Origin of the sequence: Paenibacillus glucanolyticus (genome assembly GCF_037333485.1) — a bacterium.
Taxonomy (GTDB): Bacteria; Bacillota; Bacilli; order Paenibacillales; family Paenibacillaceae; genus Paenibacillus_AQ; species Paenibacillus_AQ glucanolyticus.
Window position 1 is genome coordinate 4,001,060 of record NZ_CP147845.1, and the last position, 16,375, is coordinate 4,017,434.

General features: G+C 48.3%; 15 protein-coding genes. 2 read left to right on the forward strand and 13 right to left on the reverse strand.

Going from position 1 to position 16,375, the window contains the following annotated elements; translation table 11 throughout:
- Positions 1–13 precede the first annotated feature (13 nt).
- The gene (locus WDY75_RS18740) at positions 14–1,345 is read right to left on the reverse strand and encodes an ABC transporter substrate-binding protein (RefSeq protein ID WP_006209741.1); all 1,332 of its coding nucleotides are present in this window, start codon (positions 1,343–1,345) and stop codon (positions 14–16) included.
- 540 nt (positions 1,346–1,885) lie between these two features.
- On the reverse strand, positions 1,886–2,389 hold the full coding sequence (locus WDY75_RS18745) for a GNAT family N-acetyltransferase (protein ID WP_006209740.1): 504 nt from the start codon (positions 2,387–2,389) through the stop codon (positions 1,886–1,888).
- Between the two features lie 227 nt (positions 2,390–2,616).
- On the opposite strand from WDY75_RS18745, the gene xerS reads away from it, so the two are divergent.
- Complete coding sequence (gene xerS / locus WDY75_RS18750; RefSeq protein WP_006209739.1) at positions 2,617–3,699, forward strand: tyrosine recombinase XerS; 1,083 nt, start codon at positions 2,617–2,619, stop codon at positions 3,697–3,699.
- A 6-nt stretch (positions 3,700–3,705) separates the two neighbouring features.
- Here xerS and mobB read toward each other — a convergent pair whose 3' ends face one another.
- The 8 genes from mobB to WDY75_RS18790 all read right to left on the reverse strand — a co-directional run bounded on the left by mobB (position 3,706) and on the right by WDY75_RS18790 (position 12,047).
- The gene (gene mobB, locus WDY75_RS18755; RefSeq protein ID WP_006209738.1) at positions 3,706–4,209 is read right to left on the reverse strand and encodes a molybdopterin-guanine dinucleotide biosynthesis protein B; all 504 of its coding nucleotides are present in this window, start codon (positions 4,207–4,209) and stop codon (positions 3,706–3,708) included.
- Positions 4,206–5,435, reverse strand: coding sequence for a gephyrin-like molybdotransferase Glp (gene glp, locus WDY75_RS18760; protein WP_063479798.1), 1,230 nt, complete (start codon positions 5,433–5,435; stop codon positions 4,206–4,208). Before glp ends, mobB begins: the two co-directional genes overlap by 4 nt.
- A 246-nt stretch (positions 5,436–5,681) precedes the next feature.
- Positions 5,682–8,222 (reverse strand): DUF11 domain-containing protein, encoded by a 2,541-nt coding sequence (locus WDY75_RS18765; protein WP_063479276.1) that lies wholly within the window; start codon positions 8,220–8,222, stop codon positions 5,682–5,684.
- A gap of 177 nt (positions 8,223–8,399) precedes the next feature.
- Complete coding sequence (locus WDY75_RS18770) at positions 8,400–9,134, reverse strand: DUF4247 domain-containing protein (RefSeq protein ID WP_063479275.1); 735 nt, start codon at positions 9,132–9,134, stop codon at positions 8,400–8,402.
- Between the two features lie 10 nt (positions 9,135–9,144).
- Positions 9,145–9,651: a DUF4178 domain-containing protein gene (locus tag WDY75_RS18775; RefSeq protein WP_006209734.1), complete on the reverse strand. Its 507-nt coding sequence runs from the start codon at positions 9,649–9,651 to the stop codon at positions 9,145–9,147.
- Positions 9,652–9,681: 30 nt separating this feature from the next.
- Positions 9,682–10,086 (reverse strand): DUF350 domain-containing protein, encoded by a 405-nt coding sequence (locus WDY75_RS18780; RefSeq protein WP_006209733.1) that lies wholly within the window; start codon positions 10,084–10,086, stop codon positions 9,682–9,684.
- 182 nt (positions 10,087–10,268) lie between these two features.
- On the reverse strand, positions 10,269–10,937 hold the full coding sequence (locus WDY75_RS18785) for a PspA/IM30 family protein (protein WP_006209731.1): 669 nt from the start codon (positions 10,935–10,937) through the stop codon (positions 10,269–10,271).
- Positions 10,938–11,024: 87 nt separating this feature from the next.
- The gene (locus tag WDY75_RS18790) at positions 11,025–12,047 is read right to left on the reverse strand and encodes an NADH:flavin oxidoreductase/NADH oxidase (RefSeq protein ID WP_063479274.1); all 1,023 of its coding nucleotides are present in this window, start codon (positions 12,045–12,047) and stop codon (positions 11,025–11,027) included.
- A 167-nt stretch (positions 12,048–12,214) separates the two neighbouring features.
- On the opposite strand from WDY75_RS18790, the gene WDY75_RS18795 reads away from it, so the two are divergent.
- Entirely contained in the window at positions 12,215–13,063 is an 849-nt protein-coding gene (locus WDY75_RS18795) for a polysaccharide deacetylase family protein (protein WP_063479273.1), read from the forward strand.
- 81 nt (positions 13,064–13,144) lie between these two features.
- Here WDY75_RS18795 and WDY75_RS18800 read toward each other — a convergent pair whose 3' ends face one another.
- The 3 genes from WDY75_RS18800 to WDY75_RS18810 form a co-directional block, all read right to left on the reverse strand.
- Positions 13,145–13,873 (reverse strand): 3D domain-containing protein, encoded by a 729-nt coding sequence (locus WDY75_RS18800; protein ID WP_006209728.1) that lies wholly within the window; start codon positions 13,871–13,873, stop codon positions 13,145–13,147.
- Positions 13,874–14,057: 184 nt separating this feature from the next.
- Positions 14,058–14,780, reverse strand: a complete 723-nt coding sequence (locus WDY75_RS18805; RefSeq protein WP_063479272.1) for an amino acid ABC transporter ATP-binding protein — start codon at positions 14,778–14,780, stop codon at positions 14,058–14,060.
- The gene (locus WDY75_RS18810; RefSeq protein WP_006209724.1) at positions 14,767–16,209 is read right to left on the reverse strand and encodes an ABC transporter substrate-binding protein/permease; all 1,443 of its coding nucleotides are present in this window, start codon (positions 16,207–16,209) and stop codon (positions 14,767–14,769) included. Before WDY75_RS18810 ends, WDY75_RS18805 begins: the two co-directional genes overlap by 14 nt.
- Positions 16,210–16,375: the final 166 nt, after the last annotated feature.

Sequence of the window (16,375 nt, forward strand, 5' to 3'; positions counted from 1 at the left end):
TTTCTGATGAAAACTATTTTTTGTTAGCATCCTCGGTTTTCTTGGCTTCCTCGATGGCTTGAGTTGGCGTTTTCTTGCCTTCAACTACAGGCTGAACGCTTGCACGAAGGTTGCCGAATGTTTCTTGTGAAACCTTACTGTCAACAGGTGCACTAATGGAATCAGCTTTAGCTGCCATTGCAAAACCATCAAGAGCCACCTGTGCCAAACCGGTTACTTCTACATCAGCAGCTGGCGTACCACCATTAGCTGAAGCGATTTTTTGGATGGTTGCCGGGGAAGTCAGGTGTTTCAGCAATTCAACGGCAGTATCTTTTTTGGCTGCATCGTCATAAGTGGATTTGGACAGGTAGAAACCGGAACCGAATCCGCCAACGATATCGTTACCGCTGCCAGCACCGTCAGGAACCGTCGGGAATGGAAGAACCGTGGAATTGTCACGGGTATCATCGCTCCAGCCACCTACTGCCCAAGATCCTTCGATTGTCATAGCAGCCAAGCCTTCGCTGTAATAGTTGCCGGACATGCTCAGATCAATGGTTGCAGCATCTTTAGGGAACGCGCCAAGATCATAGAGCTCTTTCATTGCAACATAAGCTTTTTCCCAGTTTGGATCGATGCCGTCGATCAGGCCTTTGCTTTGGCTTTCAGGACCCGCAGCAGACAGAATGGTATGCTCGATCAAATAGTGGGATTGGTCAAATGGTACGGACAAAGGAATGATACCTTTGGCAGACAGCGTTTTCACAGCTGTGGTCAGCTTCGCCCAGTCTGTTGGAAGCTCAAGGCCATTTTCTTCGAAGATTTTCTTGTTTACGAACAAACCTTCATAGAAACCAGTCAATGGTGCAGCATAAATGTTTCCGTCTTTTTGCTTGGCAAGCTCAAGCGCATCCGGAATAAATCCGTTCTTCCAGTCAGCGTTAGCATCAAGAATTTCGTTCAGCGGTACAACTTTGCCCGCATTTACAAATCCTTCTGCATCAGCACCAATGAAGTAGAACAACAGGTCAGGCTCGTTGCCGCTGTTCATGTCCGTGTTGACTTTGGTTCTGAAGCCATCGTCGTTTGCAGACATCGTGTCATTCTCAATCTTCACGTTCGGATGAGCTGCAGTAAATTCATCCAGTGCTGCTTGGAAAGCTTCGCGAGCAGCATCAGTTCCGCCGAAAGTCGAGAACACGCGGAGTGAAACCGGAGCGTTCTCTTCTGCTGGTGGAGTTTCCGTTTTCGGAGTCTCCCCTTCTGCTGCAGGAGTGTTCGTGCTGCCGCTGTTACCACATGCCGCAAGGAACATGGAGAGCAACAACATAACACTCATGAGTAACATGGAAGTCCTTTTCATTTGTAATCCCCCTAAGTATTTTTTTTCAAAACCTTATGTAAATACTTGCTGTCTACCAGAATTTTATTCCAAGCCCCGAACGTTTCAAAGGGGGATATTCATCTTCTATAGGGGGAAATTTTTCCATGTCATATATATAGAAGCTCTATGAGCGTGTTTTGTTGGACCTTTATATGACCGTAAATCTTATAGATACAGGGAAAAGATAGCGCTCCTTGTTATTGCTGCTAGATTCAGGAGATCCGAATGTGTTTTTCTATTATGAAATTTTCATATGATGATATTGTATAATGATGTCTTCATCTGCTTATGCTATCTTCTTTGATTTGAATTTCACGCCAAAAAAGAACCTGCTGAAATTCATCAACAGATTCTTTGAGATAAGCTTATCTCTTCTAATTTTAGCCCGTAATTGCTATTGCGACAGGTTTCAAACAATCCCCGGATGCTACACCTTGCCTACCCAATCGGCGCCCGCAACCTCTTTCCATCCGAGCCGAAAGCGCATTCTGCCATCATTCTAAAACCATTCGCATGATCCTAAGAATTAAAATATTGTGACGGATTGTCGCGCAGTGGATCTATAAATTCCTCGTATCTGCCGCCGGTATAAGACTCAATCACCCTCCGCCAAAAGGCTTGTGCGGGCAGATTGCTGCTTACCTGTGTTACCTTCCACCGCCCGGGGAATTCATCAAACAGCCATGTCGCTGCCCACGTTCCCAAACCGTGACGGCGATATTTTTGCATCACGAAAAATTCTGTCATATAGTAGTCGGCCTCCGTGGCATCATCCATTCGTTCAATTAGCGCAAATCCGGCGGGCCGCTGGTCAAACGTAATGAGGAACGGATACTTCCGATCGCGCTTTTTCCAGAATTCATCCAAATCGGGATAAGGTAAAAACAATCCTTGATCATTGACCGAGATATCCAGATACTTCGTAAAATCATATAGATACAACTGCATCAAGTTTACGATTACGGCTTGTTTTCTCTTCGGAACCAGCTCAATTCCCATACGCTCCGTTAGATCTGACCTCATGGTGCTGCCTCCCCGGGTATCTCATATAAATCTTTACTATGTAACATACATTCATCATATAATTTCAGCTAAACGAAACACAAGTACAGATCCTATGTGCAGGCAACGGCCTTACCGGACAACCGCCCCTGATCGCAGGATTATTCGGTTTCCATATGTTACACTAATAGCTAGCAATACCGTGTCTTCTCCATATAGATAAACATAGATAAACATTGAGGTGGAACATGAATATACAAAAAGATATCGACCGTGCAAAGCTTGATGAGAAAACACCGGCCATGCCTTGGTTTGTACAGCAATTTATCGACTACAAACTTCCAGACCTCTCCCCCTCGACCCTGCTCGAATATGTGAGGGACTATCAAACGTTTTTCAACTGGCTCCGATCAGAAGGGCTGTCACAAGCATCCTCCAATCAAGAGATTACCTTGATGGAGCTTGAGAAGCTCCGCATGGAGAGCATCACCAGCTACCGCTTATATCTGACAACCCGCAGGGACGGGACCAACTCGAGAATTACGGTTTCCCGCAAGCTGTCATCTCTGCGCTCCCTGTTCCATTACCTGAGCCAGATTGCCGAGGACGAGGAATTTTACCCGCTGCTCAAGCGCAATATCATGGCCAAAGTAGAAATTAAGCGAATTCATAAACCAAAGGATACAGCGGCCAAGCTAAAAGGAAAAATCTTGGAAGAAGAAGAACTTCAGGATTTCATCACTTACATTCATGAAGGATACGGACAGGATGTCGAGAACAACAAACAGGCGCTCTACGCGCACGAGTTGAACAAGGTAAGGGACGCGTGCATAGCCAGCCTTATCTTAAACTCCGGTCTGCGCGTATCCGAGGTGGTAAATTTGAATCTCGCCGATATCGACCTGAACAATAAAATGCTGCATGTATTCCGTAAGGGTAATAACGACGAGACTTTCAAGACACCGGTCTACTTCCGCGCGCAAGCCAAGGATGATCTGGAATTTTATCTCCAGCTTAGACAGACACGCTATAAAGTGCCCAAGAAGGAAAAGGCACTGTTTGTCGCACTGCGCAACGGGCAACATGAAGGACAGCGCATGACCAAACGAGCGATTCAAGCGATGATCATCAAATATGCCAAGCGCTTTGGCAAGCCATCCCTGACCGTTCATAAGCTGCGGCACTCGTTTGCAACCGACTACTACCTTCAGAACGATATATATAAAACAAAGGAACAGCTAGGGCACGCTTCCACAGAAACTACAGAAGTATACGCACATTTAACGGATAAAACGATGTCTCAAGCGATTGAGCGCCGTGCCGATGAATAGCAGCATCTAAATTGACAAAAGCATCGATGTGATCTCCTCAATATCATTCCATGTAACCAAGGGAACCGCTAGCCGCTGCTGAATCTCATGCAACGCTGACGGTTCCTTTAACATTTCAGGACGTACCACGATCCCTCTAATCTCCTCAACCTGATCCAGCAGCATCATGTCTTCCAGCCCCCGCAGCAGCACCAGCTTGGGATAAGCCATCTTTTTATAGCCTTCTACAAGCACCATATCAAAATCCATATACAAGGGTATCAACGATTCTAGACCCAGCTCCGTTTCCCTCATGACAGCCGTTCGTCCGGGAGAAGCAATGGCAATTCCTTCTGCTCCCGCTTCACGGAATTTGTACGTATCTGTCCCTTCATGATCCATATCAAACCCGTGAGCGTCGTGCTTGATCACGGCAGTCCGAATGCCATGCTGCTTCAGCTGAGGTATCAAAGCCGTGATCAACGTTGTTTTGCCGCTATTTTTATATCCGCACAGCTGAACAATCTTCATCCGAAGGCTCCTGGAAGGACAAGAACCTGTACTGACTGTCCTTTGACCGCTCCTCTAAGCTCCGGTGGTACCACGATCAAACAGTCGCTGTCTTTGATTGTAATCATGACACTCGATTCATCGAGCGCTGCAGGTGTCGCCACAAGCCTGCCGTTTATCACGGCCAGTCTTCCCCTGACAAAACGGGTGAAGTTGTTCACTTTGGAATAGTCGGCCCCCAGTTCGGCCGTCCATTCGGTCAGATATAACTGCTCCATACCGAGCATTTTGCGAATCGAAGGCCTGACAAACAACAGAAATCCTACATAACAGGCACCAGGATTGCCAGATAGCGCAAATAACAGCTTCCCGTCCTTAACCGCAGCCGTTGTTACGCTTCCCGGGCGCATCGTGACTTTATTAAACAGCATGTCCAGGCCACCGGAGGTCACAAGCTCCCCCATGATATCGTAATCGCCCACAGAGACACCGCCCGTTGTGACCACGATATCGTACTCGCCAAGTGCCTCTTCTACCTTCTGCCGGGCAAGCTCGATATCATCCGGAATCGCCTCCATAATGACCGGCACGCCTCCGGCTTCCCGAATTTGCGAAGCGAGCATGTAGGTGTTGCTGTTGCGTATCTTGCCTGGCTCAAGCGGCTCGGTGATGTCTAGCAACTCGGTTCCCGTCGAGAAAATCCCTACCACCGGCTGCCGGTACACCTTGACCTGATGAATACCGAACGTAGCCAGAACCGAAATCTCGCCCGGCCCGATGCAGGTTCCTTTACGCAGGAGCAAATCCCCTTCTTGCAATTCGAATCCCCGCGGAGTAATATTTTTCCCAGTATCAATCGAACGTTTTAACCCTACATAGGTTACACCTTCCTTCACTCGAAGCTCTGTCGCTTCAAGCATAACAACAGCATCAGCGCCTTCGGGCACCTGTGCGCCTGTCATGATACGGGAAGCCAGTCCCTGTTTGATCGGAATAGAAGATACATATCCGCATGGGATCTGATCAACAACCTTCAGCCAGACCATTTCCCCTTGATCACATGCCGCTAAATCGCTTGAACGAACAGCGTAGCCGTCCATACCCGAGCGTGCAAATGCCGGAAAAGGGTGCGGCGCAACCATGTCAGAAGCAAGCACGCGCCCATCGCTGTCCTGCAGCCGAATTTGTTCCTCCCCGCCAACATGGACATAAGACGTGGCAAGCGCTTGCGCTTCTGGCACCTGCATGGCGCGTCGATCGAATTTATCGTGTTTCTTAGTTAAATCAGCATAGGTATGATCCAAAATGATGTCCTCTCTTTCTGACTAAATGCTAACCCTTATTCTAACTGTACTACATTCTGTTCCAACTTCAAACCAGCTCTAATAGCAATGTCTGAGTTGACAATAACCAGAGACACATGCTCCCTCCCGTCTACAAAAACAAAAAAGGAACCGCAGTCCTGCGATTCCGTAAGCCATCCTCAATTCCTGCTACTCCTCTTCTTCCGTGACCTCGTAAAATACGATGTTTGAATCTACTTCAACCGTTACATTTGAGCCTTCGGGCTCGTAAGTGACACGTCCCTGATTCTCGGCCCTTTCATTAGCGGGGACCGCGTACTGCAAGACTTGAAATGAAACTCTGACCGTTTCACCCGGTGTCAATGATCCGATCCGAATTCCCTGAGCTGGATTGACATCAGCTGCCAGTTGGTTGTTAATGATCACACTATTTCCTTCAAACCTCGAGCCTGCGGGCAGATCATCAAACAGAGTCACGTTATTCAACATCGTGGGACCTACGTTGGTTATAAGCACAGTTCCGGTCATATTCGTTATCATGAATGAAAAGGTAAGGGTATTGCCGGTTTCCGTAACAAGCGGGAATACCGTCTTCTCTACATTCAACAGCGGTTGACTCGTCACGATGACCGAAGCCTGTGCACTTACAGGTCCTGTCTGTGCAGATACTGCCTGGGCCGTGTTGATAATGACAGTACCAATGCCGGTATCCGCCATCACGCCATATCGAGCTTGAATGGTAACCGATTCGTTCGGATTGAGCCGATCGAGGGTACGATCAATTCCCAGCAAAACATCCGTGATGCGTACCGACGTTAGGGCTGCCTCCCCGGTATTCGTTACCGTGATTCGGTAATGGATGGTATCACCGGCTCGAGTCTCCGCGCGATCTGCGATTTTGGTAATCGCAAGGTTGAATACCGGCGTTATCACAGGTGGAGGTGGCACCACAAGCGGAGGCGGCTCCACAGGTGGAGGTGGCACCACAGGTGACGGACGTACGGCCACCGATGTTACATCATGAATTGGATCGGTTTGGTCAGAAACGGCTGTCGCTGAATTGACCAACACGGTACCCGCTGCACTACCGGCTGGAATTGTGAAGTCTCTGATAATGACCGTGCTCCCTCCAACCGGCAAACTGGATAGGACCTCATCCAATCCGAGAAGCGCATCGGTAATGTGAATGTTGGTTAGTTCAACTTCCCCTGTGTTTGTTAATTCCAGCCGATATTCCACAAGCTGTCCGGGTATTGCTTCCGTTGGCGATACGCTTTTTTGCAAAACGAGTCCAGGGTTTAGAACAGGTGTCACCACTTCATTGGAAGGGATATCTCCTGTAAATATAGGCCCCCCGGTAACGCTCTGATAGTCAAAATTCACAACGGCTTCATTCACGATAAACCCATCCGGTGGAACAGACACTACCCTGACCTGATAGGTTACGGTGACCAAGCCTCCGGGAGGGACTGTACCCAGCGAGATCCCTGTTGTCGGGTTGGCATTCACATCGCTCACTGAATTAATCGTGACACTCCCCGGCACAAACTCCGTATTATTAGGCAAACCATCAAACAGCAGGGAAGCATCCGCCGGAACGGTACCCGTGTTTTCAATCACTACGGTATAAGTCAATAATTGACCGACCGTTGCGGAGGTAGCGTTAACACTCTTCTGCACCGTTATCCGCGGTGAGTTAATATCAATGTAAATTCCGACAGCAATGACGCTGTATCCATCGCCGCCCGTGCGCAGCTGAAAGACCGCCGTGGTCTGGTTATTTGTGAGCGTCTCGGAAATATCTACATTGGTGATATCCCAAGATTGTCTGCCGCCCACGATTTGACTGCCAGGCTGCCCGTTTATTTGATTTCGATCCCCAAACGTCCCCGTGGTATCCAGATTGCCGCTATCATCGTTAATTTGGGACGCAAAGAAGTTATTCGGATAATTGTTAGGGCCTTCCAGTACGGTCAAACTGTCTTCGGCAGGTCCGAACAACACCTGGTCCCCTGTTTTATTGGCATCTCCATCCTGGGCGCATAGAGCCATTCTACCCGATATCGGTCCAGAGGTCGGTGTCGCAAAACCGGATAAAACCGTTGTCAGTTCAGGTATGCCGGCTGCAATCTCGACAATGCCGACGTTTAGACTCAGATTGCGAAACGGCATCGAGGGATCCTCATACACAACACAAAGCGTCCACCCGCAGCTGTTCGCTGTGCTGTTGCCCAGATCAATATTACCCACCACACCGCCGACAGTGTAAGTACCAGCACCCCCGGCTTGCACCAATGAGGTCACATTGGCGGAACGAAAGTAATTGTAAGTTGCATTGCGGTATGAGGTTTGTGCTGTCACAGGGTCAGGCGAAATGCTGGATGTCGTACCTTCCGGCGTTATTAAAGAAACGGTCTTATCTATGAATGCTATATAATTATTAGTCCCTCCCGATACCCGGTAAGTCCCAGCCCAGACCAGTTCGGCATATAACACGTTACTATCGGGCGGAAGCCTCAGAATAGCACTCGCGCTATCCAGATTAAAATCCGATGTGGTCCCGGGCGGGTAGCTTCCGAACTGCATGGAAGTGTCCACCGTTACAAATGCGCCAATAAAATCCCGGGTGCCCGGCACTCCTGTTTGATTGGAGCGGCTTAACCCGAGTGTATTTCCGGTAAACGTAATCGCTCCAGTATCGTTGTTACTGTAGCGGAGAACAAACGGCACGTTGTATTCCTCCTTCAGTGGAAAGCCAATCCATTGTTTGGCTATGCGTATGCGAAGACACAGCTTTCTTGTGTATAGGCTTATATTCCAATATATGAAGGAGAGCATGCAGTGTATGCTGTCTGATGCAACAAAAAAAGCGCATGGTTCTTAGACCATACGCTTGTCACTTGCGGATTACCTTCGCCCTCTTCGGGATATTCCTCCTGAGCCTATTCGAGTCTTCGGTTTGGTGTAGGATTTCTTCGGCGAATCGAATAATCCCCCGCCGCTTTCGCCGCGCTTGATCGATCCGCGGTCTCCGCTTGAAGTCGGGTTCCGTTTAAAGAGGCTTCCTCCCGTACCGACGGCATCCTGACCCCGGCGTGTAATCTTTCCGCTTCGGTCAACCGTCAGGGGAGGAGCTATTTTCTTATCCTGACTTGTCGGCTTCTTATAGTTGCCCTGCTTCGGTTTATACACATCTTTGCTTGTATACCCGCGGTAACCGCCGCCTCCACCCATCGAATCGAATAAATTCCCGATCAGCACAGCGGTTAAATAACCCTGCAGGAAACTTGAGTCATAATTGCGCTGAACATATTCCTTGGAATCAATCTCAATCAACGTATCGGTTAGCTTCTGTGGATCCTGCTGCAAATGGTAATACTCATCACCGTATATCAGAAACATCCGCTCGGTATCCTCCGGAGACGATTGGTCCGGCGTATTGGCGGCCATCAGCTCACCGGCTACCTCGGGTACGCTTTTATCGGCTGCCCGGTATACGTAAGACGTTGCGTTCCCGTCCCGGTTGACGGATTCCAGCGGATAGGTATCTTTAATATTCGGTGCTCCGCATCCGGCTAATAAGGATACAAACAGACTCAGCACCAATATCATTTTTATGGATAAAAAAGAGCGTTCCTTCATGCCACCACTCCTAAGTCGCCCGGATAACTCGAACGTCCCCCGGTATCACTTTCTCGCCTTCATACAACATAAACCGCCCATTCTGCCATTCGATTCGCAGCAGCTTGTAATCATCCGATTGATATTGCCACACATGCTGCTCACCGCTCTGCGTAAATGCGGTACGGCCAGTTATCGAAACATGTCCGCCATATTCTTCCTCCAGATGAAACACATGATCGTCCAGATCGAGGATTGATGGCACCTCGTCCGGCGAGTCCAGTCGTCCATCGATAGGCGAATATAATGCATACTGAACCGTCTCACGTTCTTCAATATGAAGATAAGCTATGGTGCTGCCATCCTGAAGTGTCAAGACTACCGCATTGCGTCCGCGATTATGCACACGCCCCGTAACCTCATAGGTAACCAAGGACACTTCGCATATATCGCCCGGCGCCAACTGCAGCATGCTTTTCTCTGCTTTGGGTGGTTCTGGCTTCGCAAATAAATTGCCGATTCTTTTCCACATACTCATCTTTCCTGTCCCCTATCTTCTTTATGCGTTCTACAAGCAAGCGGTAATAATTAACGCACCAACCACATGCAGCGAGCCTGCAAACAGTCCGTAACCTGTCTTGCCCTCGCGTGTGCCTTTGTCCAGGTTCAGCTTGCCGAAATTCCGCAGCATAAGCTCTGTCAATGCTTCGAGTACAAACAGAATGATAAACGAAATTATGGATACCACAACGGCTTCCAACAGATGATATGACGTTCCGATCGACACGGATAAAATATACCCTTGTGCAATCAGTTTCAGAATCAGTCTTGTGGTTACTGCCATGTTGCCCGCTTTCACTTCTTCAAGATCGTTATACTTGGTGAACAGAGAATCCACAAACATCAAAACAAACAGCAGCAGCCCGCCGACAGCTGTCCAGAGTAAAACACGCAAGATCATATCGAAATCCATCTCTAATCCTCCACATTCAACATACAAAAAACTCTAATCGACCCTTCAGTGAGTCAAGCCGTCTTTAGAGGTTGTTTCCTTATATATCCTGTCAAACAAAAGCGAAGGAGAAGCACGGCTGTATTCAGCCCTGCTGTTTCTCCCTCGCCCCCTACACTATTTACATGTCTTACAGGATCCCATTACTTGTTCTCGTATTGTTTCATCAAAGCTGCAAGCTCATCCTCAACGACTTTGTCTTTGCCGAGGTTCTCAAACTCTTCGTCCAGAGATTTCTCACGGGTCGACATTTCATTGCTTGCTTCCGCACGGGCTTCCATGGCCAGCATCTTCTCTTCCATCCGTTTCAATCCGGCGGAAGCTGTGTCCGAGCCAAATCCGTTCATCGCTTTGTTAATCTCGGTTTGAGCTTTGGCAGCGTTATAACGGGCTACCAGCGTCTCACGTTTGTTCTTCATCGCGGTAAGCTGCTTACGCATCTCTTCCAGCTTGGCACGCAGATTGTCTGCTGCCAATTTGTTCTGATCATAACTTGCTTTGTACTCGTCACGTTTGGCTTCAGCAGCCTTCTTCTCTTCCAGCGCACGACGGGCAAGCTCAACGTTTTGAGCTTGTGCTGCCGTATGAGCCTGCTGCGTGCGTTTTTCCACGAGTGCAGCCTGTTCTTCATAAAGTGCTTTAAAGCGTTTCTCGATGGCAATTTGCGAAGCTACCGCTTTCTCGGCATCCTCAAGATCTTCCGTCATATCCCGAATGTACTGATCGGTCATCTTAATCGGATCTTCCGCCTTGTCGATAATGGCGTTAATATTGGACATGGTCAAATCGCGTAATCTCTTAAATATGGACATCGTTCTCTTCCTCTCGCTTTCACTTTAAAATGACTGGTATATGATTAATACTTACGTTGCATGATCCAAAACGTTTCAAAATATTTTTTAGTATCCGCGTTCATATGGTTTTGGCACCTTCTGTCCCCCATCAAGCGCCTTGGCTGCATGAACAGCCCAATATGGATCCCGAAGCATGCCTCTGCCGATCGCCACCAGATCCGCCTTGCCCGACAAAATTACTTCCTGCGCAGCATTGTATTCGTCAAGCAATCCTACGGCAATTACAGGCACTTTCAGCAGCTGCTTAAATTCAGCAGCCAAATCCACTTGATATCCAGGCTTCGCTTCCGGACCGCCATTCGAGCCGACAGGCCCTTCGCCCCCCGAAGAGATATGGAAGATGTCAACACCGGCATCCCGATAACGCTTGCAGATTTCGGCACAGTGCTGAACGTCGTAACCGCCGTCCACATACTCTTTGGCTGACACCCGCATGATAATGGGCATGCCTTCAGGAAGAACCTCCTTGACGGCTTCGACAACCCGCTCCCCAAACAGAGGAAGATCCTGGCCATACTCATCACTGCGCTGATTGGTGAGCGGCGAATGGAACTGATGAATCAAGTAACCGTGGGCGCCATGGATTTCAACGGTATCGAAACCTGCCTCGACAGCACGCCGAGCTCCTTCTCTAAAGGCTTGAATGAGCTCCTCCACTTCGGCGCCGGACAATGCCCTCGGCATTTTATAATGAGAACTGAACGGAATGGCGGATGGTGCCACGGATGGCTCAGCATCCTGTGCTTTTCTTCCGGCATGGCCCAGTTGAATTCCGATCTTGGTTCCATAGGAGTGCACCGTCTCCACAATCTTGCGATATGCTGGAATCTGATCATCACTCCATATCCCCGTGTCCTGATTGGTAATGCGGCCGTCAGGATGAACTCCTGTCATTTCCACGATAATTAAACCGGTACCGCCTACGGCACGGCTGACATAATGGACAAAATGCCAATCATTCGGAATCCCGTCCTCTGCTTTCACGGAATATTGACACATCGGTGGCATAACGATTCGGTTCTTGAGAGTCAGGTTCTTAAAATTGTAGGGTGTAAACAAGTCTGCCAAGCGATTATCTCCTTCCATATCCAAATGATCATGATGTAATTAAATCCGTTACGGGTTATTATACACCTTTTCGCAGGGAAAACTAAAAAACAGCGGTTTCCCATATTGAGGATAATTGTCTGTTCAGATGGGTATACCATACAAAAAAGCTAAAGGGGCCGATCGTGATGTTCAAACGAAACCGAGCAGGAAGCTTCCTGCTGTGGATGATGTTAATCTTTTTAATCCTGCCGATAAACCCGGCAAATGGGTCCGATTTACATAATCCTTCGCTTCACCACCAAGAGACTTCCGTCATGTCGGAGTCGGGTCAAGCTGTGGATCACTCCAAGCGAACGAAGAACAAGAATGCCGGAGAACCCCTGACGCTGAGTCAATTGCTCAGAAAGTACCCGGATACCTTTCGCTCCAGCGGCCCCCGGATCAAACAGATCGCTTTGACCTTCGATGATGTGCCGGATCCGCGATTTACCGGGAAGGTACTCGATGTGCTGAAGGAATATGATGTGAAAGCCACCTTCTTTGCCGTGGGGGATCGAGCCAAGAAGCACCCCGACCTTGTAAAACGAATCCATGATGAAGGCCATTCCATCGGTAATCACTCCTACAATCATGCCCAGTTGAACAAACTGAGCCTGGATAAATTCAAGAGCCAAATTGAACGGACCAATACCATTTTGAAATCGTTAACCGGAGTAAATCCCCGGCTCATCCGTCCACCTTATGGTGATATTAATGAGGAACAGCTTCAATGGGCGCGCAAGAACGGATATAAAGTCGTGAACTGGAATGTCGATTCCCTCGACTGGAAGGGGCTTAACAAGGAAGAAGTCAAGAAAAACGTTCTGTCAGCAGTCGGGCCCGGTGCCATTGTGCTTCAGCATGCCGGCGGAGGCGTGGGGTCAGATCTGAACGGTACCGTTGAGGCACTGCCGGATATCATTACAGAGCTGCGAAATCTAGGATACAGCTTCGTCACCTTACCCGAGATGTTGAGTGTATCTGAGTCCAAATAAAGATTACGTAGAAGCAAAAAGACGGCTGCCCGGGATAATTCCAGGAAAGCCGTCTTGAATATGCTATAAAGTCAAATACCATTATTCGATGATGAACAATTTGATGTCTTGAATTCCGAATTGCTTAACGGAGGATTGTGAGCCAGGGATGAAAATGTCGATTTTGTTTCCTTTAATGGCACCGCCGATATCACGGGCTTCTGCTACAAATGCTTTCTTCGGAAGGCCGGGATGTTCGTGTCCTGTTACAAGTACTTTGGTTCCCAGCGGGATGACCTTAGGGTCAACCGCGATGGTTCCCAGCTCGAGGGAATTCCCGAAATAATCGACCGCACCCCATTTGCCATTCTCGCTTGCAGCAGCAGAATACGCTGTAGCTTTCACGGACAACGTCTTGCTGTAATTAAACGTTTTACCCCATGCTTCAACTACTTTGCTCTCAGGCGAAACGTTCAAGCTGGGTGTAAAACCGGTTGTTCCGGGAGCGATGGGAGCAGCAGAAGCCGTCGAGTTCATCGATACCGAACCGGGGATGGTGATTTTGAGACCCGGATATATATTCTTCGCTTCAATTTTTGGATTGGCATTCATCAGCTTGTCCATATTCACGCCGTACTGTTTGGACAAGAAGTAGAAGGTATCACCGCTCTTCGCAACGTGCACGGAGCTGGCATGTGCCTGCATTCCGCCTCCGGCAAAAGTCAGGCCAAGTGCAACGGCTGTAATAGTGAACCATTTTGCTGTTTTTCCAGCGATCTTGTTATTGTTGAGTCCTCGATTGATTTTCCATGATTTCATTTGTTGTAACATCTAAGATGCCTCCCTTTATGTAGCTTGTTCATGCGGATGAAGTATGTCAACGAACATGAATATATCACAAATTTGTAACCTATACTGCAAGAAATTGTTACCAATAAACAAACAAAAACAGCGTCAACGCCTGAAAAAATCAGGTTTGACGCTGTTTTCGTCTGTTACGATTCAGATATAAAAGTTACAAAACCTTGCTTAAAAACTCTTTTGTACGCGGATGTGTCGGGCTGCCGAACAGCTGGTCCGGCGTGCCTTCCTCAACAATTTTTCCGCCATCCATGAACAGGATTCGGTCCCCCACTTCGCGTGCAAAGCCCATCTCATGCGTAACGATGATCATTGTCATGCCACCCAGTGCGAGTTTCTTCATGACCTCCAGCACCTCACCGACCATCTCGGGATCGAGAGCCGAGGTAGGCTCGTCAAACAGCATCACATGCGGCTGCATCGCAAGCGCTCGCGCAATCGCGATTCTCTGCTTCTGTCCGCCGGACAGCTGTGAAGGATAAGCGTCTTTCTTATCCTGCAGACCAACAGACTTTAGCAGCTCGTCTGCAGTAGCTTCCGCCTCCTTGGCAGAGACTCCTCTTACTTGAACAGGAGCCAATGTGATGTTATCGATCACTTTTTTGTGGGGAAACAGATTAAACTGCTGGAATACCATCCCCATTTTCTCACGGGTAGCGTTAATATTGTGATTCTTGGCAGTGATGAGTTCGCCCTCGAACGAAATTTCTCCGCTAGTCGGCACCTCAAGCAGATTAAGACAGCGCAAGAACGTACTTTTGCCGGAGCCGCTGGGTCCGATGACAACCACGACTTCTCCCTTTGCAATTTCGATGTCGATGCCCTTCAATATCTCCAGCTTGCCAAACGATTTATGAAGTTCCTTAACGGTTATCACTTGCACTCAACTTCCTTTCCCAGACACCCAGAAGCTTCGAAAGAACGAATGTCAATATAAAGTAGATCATGGCGGCCACAAGCAGCGGATTCAGCGGGGCAAAGGTTGAACCGCGCAAAATCTGAGCTTGGTACATAATATCGTATACCCCGATGAACGATACGATGGAAGATTCCTTAATAATAACAACAAATTCATTACCGATCGCAGGCAGGACACCCTTAAGTGCCTGAGGCAAAATAATGTGACGCATCGCTTTGCCCCTCGTCATCCCGAGCGAGCGTGCAGCCTCCAATTGACCGCGGTCCACGCCTTGAATGCCGGCACGGAATATTTCAGCCAAATACGCGGCGCTATTGATAGACAGCGTGAGAATACCGGACTGAATCGGAGAGAACTTAATATCGAATGCAGCCAAGCTGTAATGAATGATAAACAATTGAACCAGCATCGGCGTACCGCGGATTATCTCAATATAAGCGGTCGCCAGGAACTTCAGGATTTTCACTCCCGACATACGCATGAGGGCAATAATCAAACCGAGAATGAATCCGAAAAATACCCCTAAGGCAGAAATCAGTAATGTAAACTGGATTCCCTTCGCATAATAATCGCGATATTTCCAGAAAAATTCGAATGTATTCAGATTCTCGGTCGTACGTCCTGCCGCCAAATCACTGGCCTCGTCGACAAACTTCTGAATCTGGTTGTTCTCCTTCAAGCGCTCCAGTGTAGCGTTGATGCTGCTGAGCAGCTCTTCATTCCCTTTGCGGACCCCGATGGCATAAGAGTCGTTCTCAGCCGTTGGCTTGGCATCCGTGATGGCCATAGTCGCTTCATCCATATTCGTCTTGGCAATCGGATATTCAGCGAGGACAACATCCACCCGTTCAGATTCCAATTGAAGCAGCAAATCCGGTATTTTATCCAGTGAGACCACATTCGCTTTAGGAATGGTTTTGGCGATGGATTCCTGAATGGAGCTCTTCTGAACCCCGATCCGGGCTCCCTCGAGGCTTTCAAGTGTGTTAAACTTCAGCGCATCTTCCTTGCGCACCACCACGGACTGCTCCGCGGCATAATAAGGCTCCGAGAAATCGATGCTTTTTCTGCGTTCTTCCGTCGGATTCATGCCCGAAATAACAAAATCCACACGACCGCTTGTCAGTTCAGGCAGGAGTGCATCAAAGGAAGTATCCTTGATGATTAACTCAGCGCCCAGATCCTTGGCGATTTCCTTCGCAATGTCGATATCAAATCCGACGATGGTATCCACACCGTCTATCGTTTTATGGAACTCATAAGGTGCATAATCGGCACTCGTACCGAGAATCACCGTTTTCTTCTCACCCTCTGCATGGACGATACTGCCAAAAGACAGTACGACCACCATGAACAGAGTCATCCACGCTGTAAATTTACGTTTCATATGTTTCGTTTCTCCCCTAACTGTTACGGATAAATACATCAAATAAATAAATGCAACTGAGTCATTATAAAACATGGTGCATGAATATGCAATGAAAATTCATGGATTTTCATACAAGCTTACGCTGACCCTATTTTTCTTCATTGCATGCTTGCCCTATTTTATT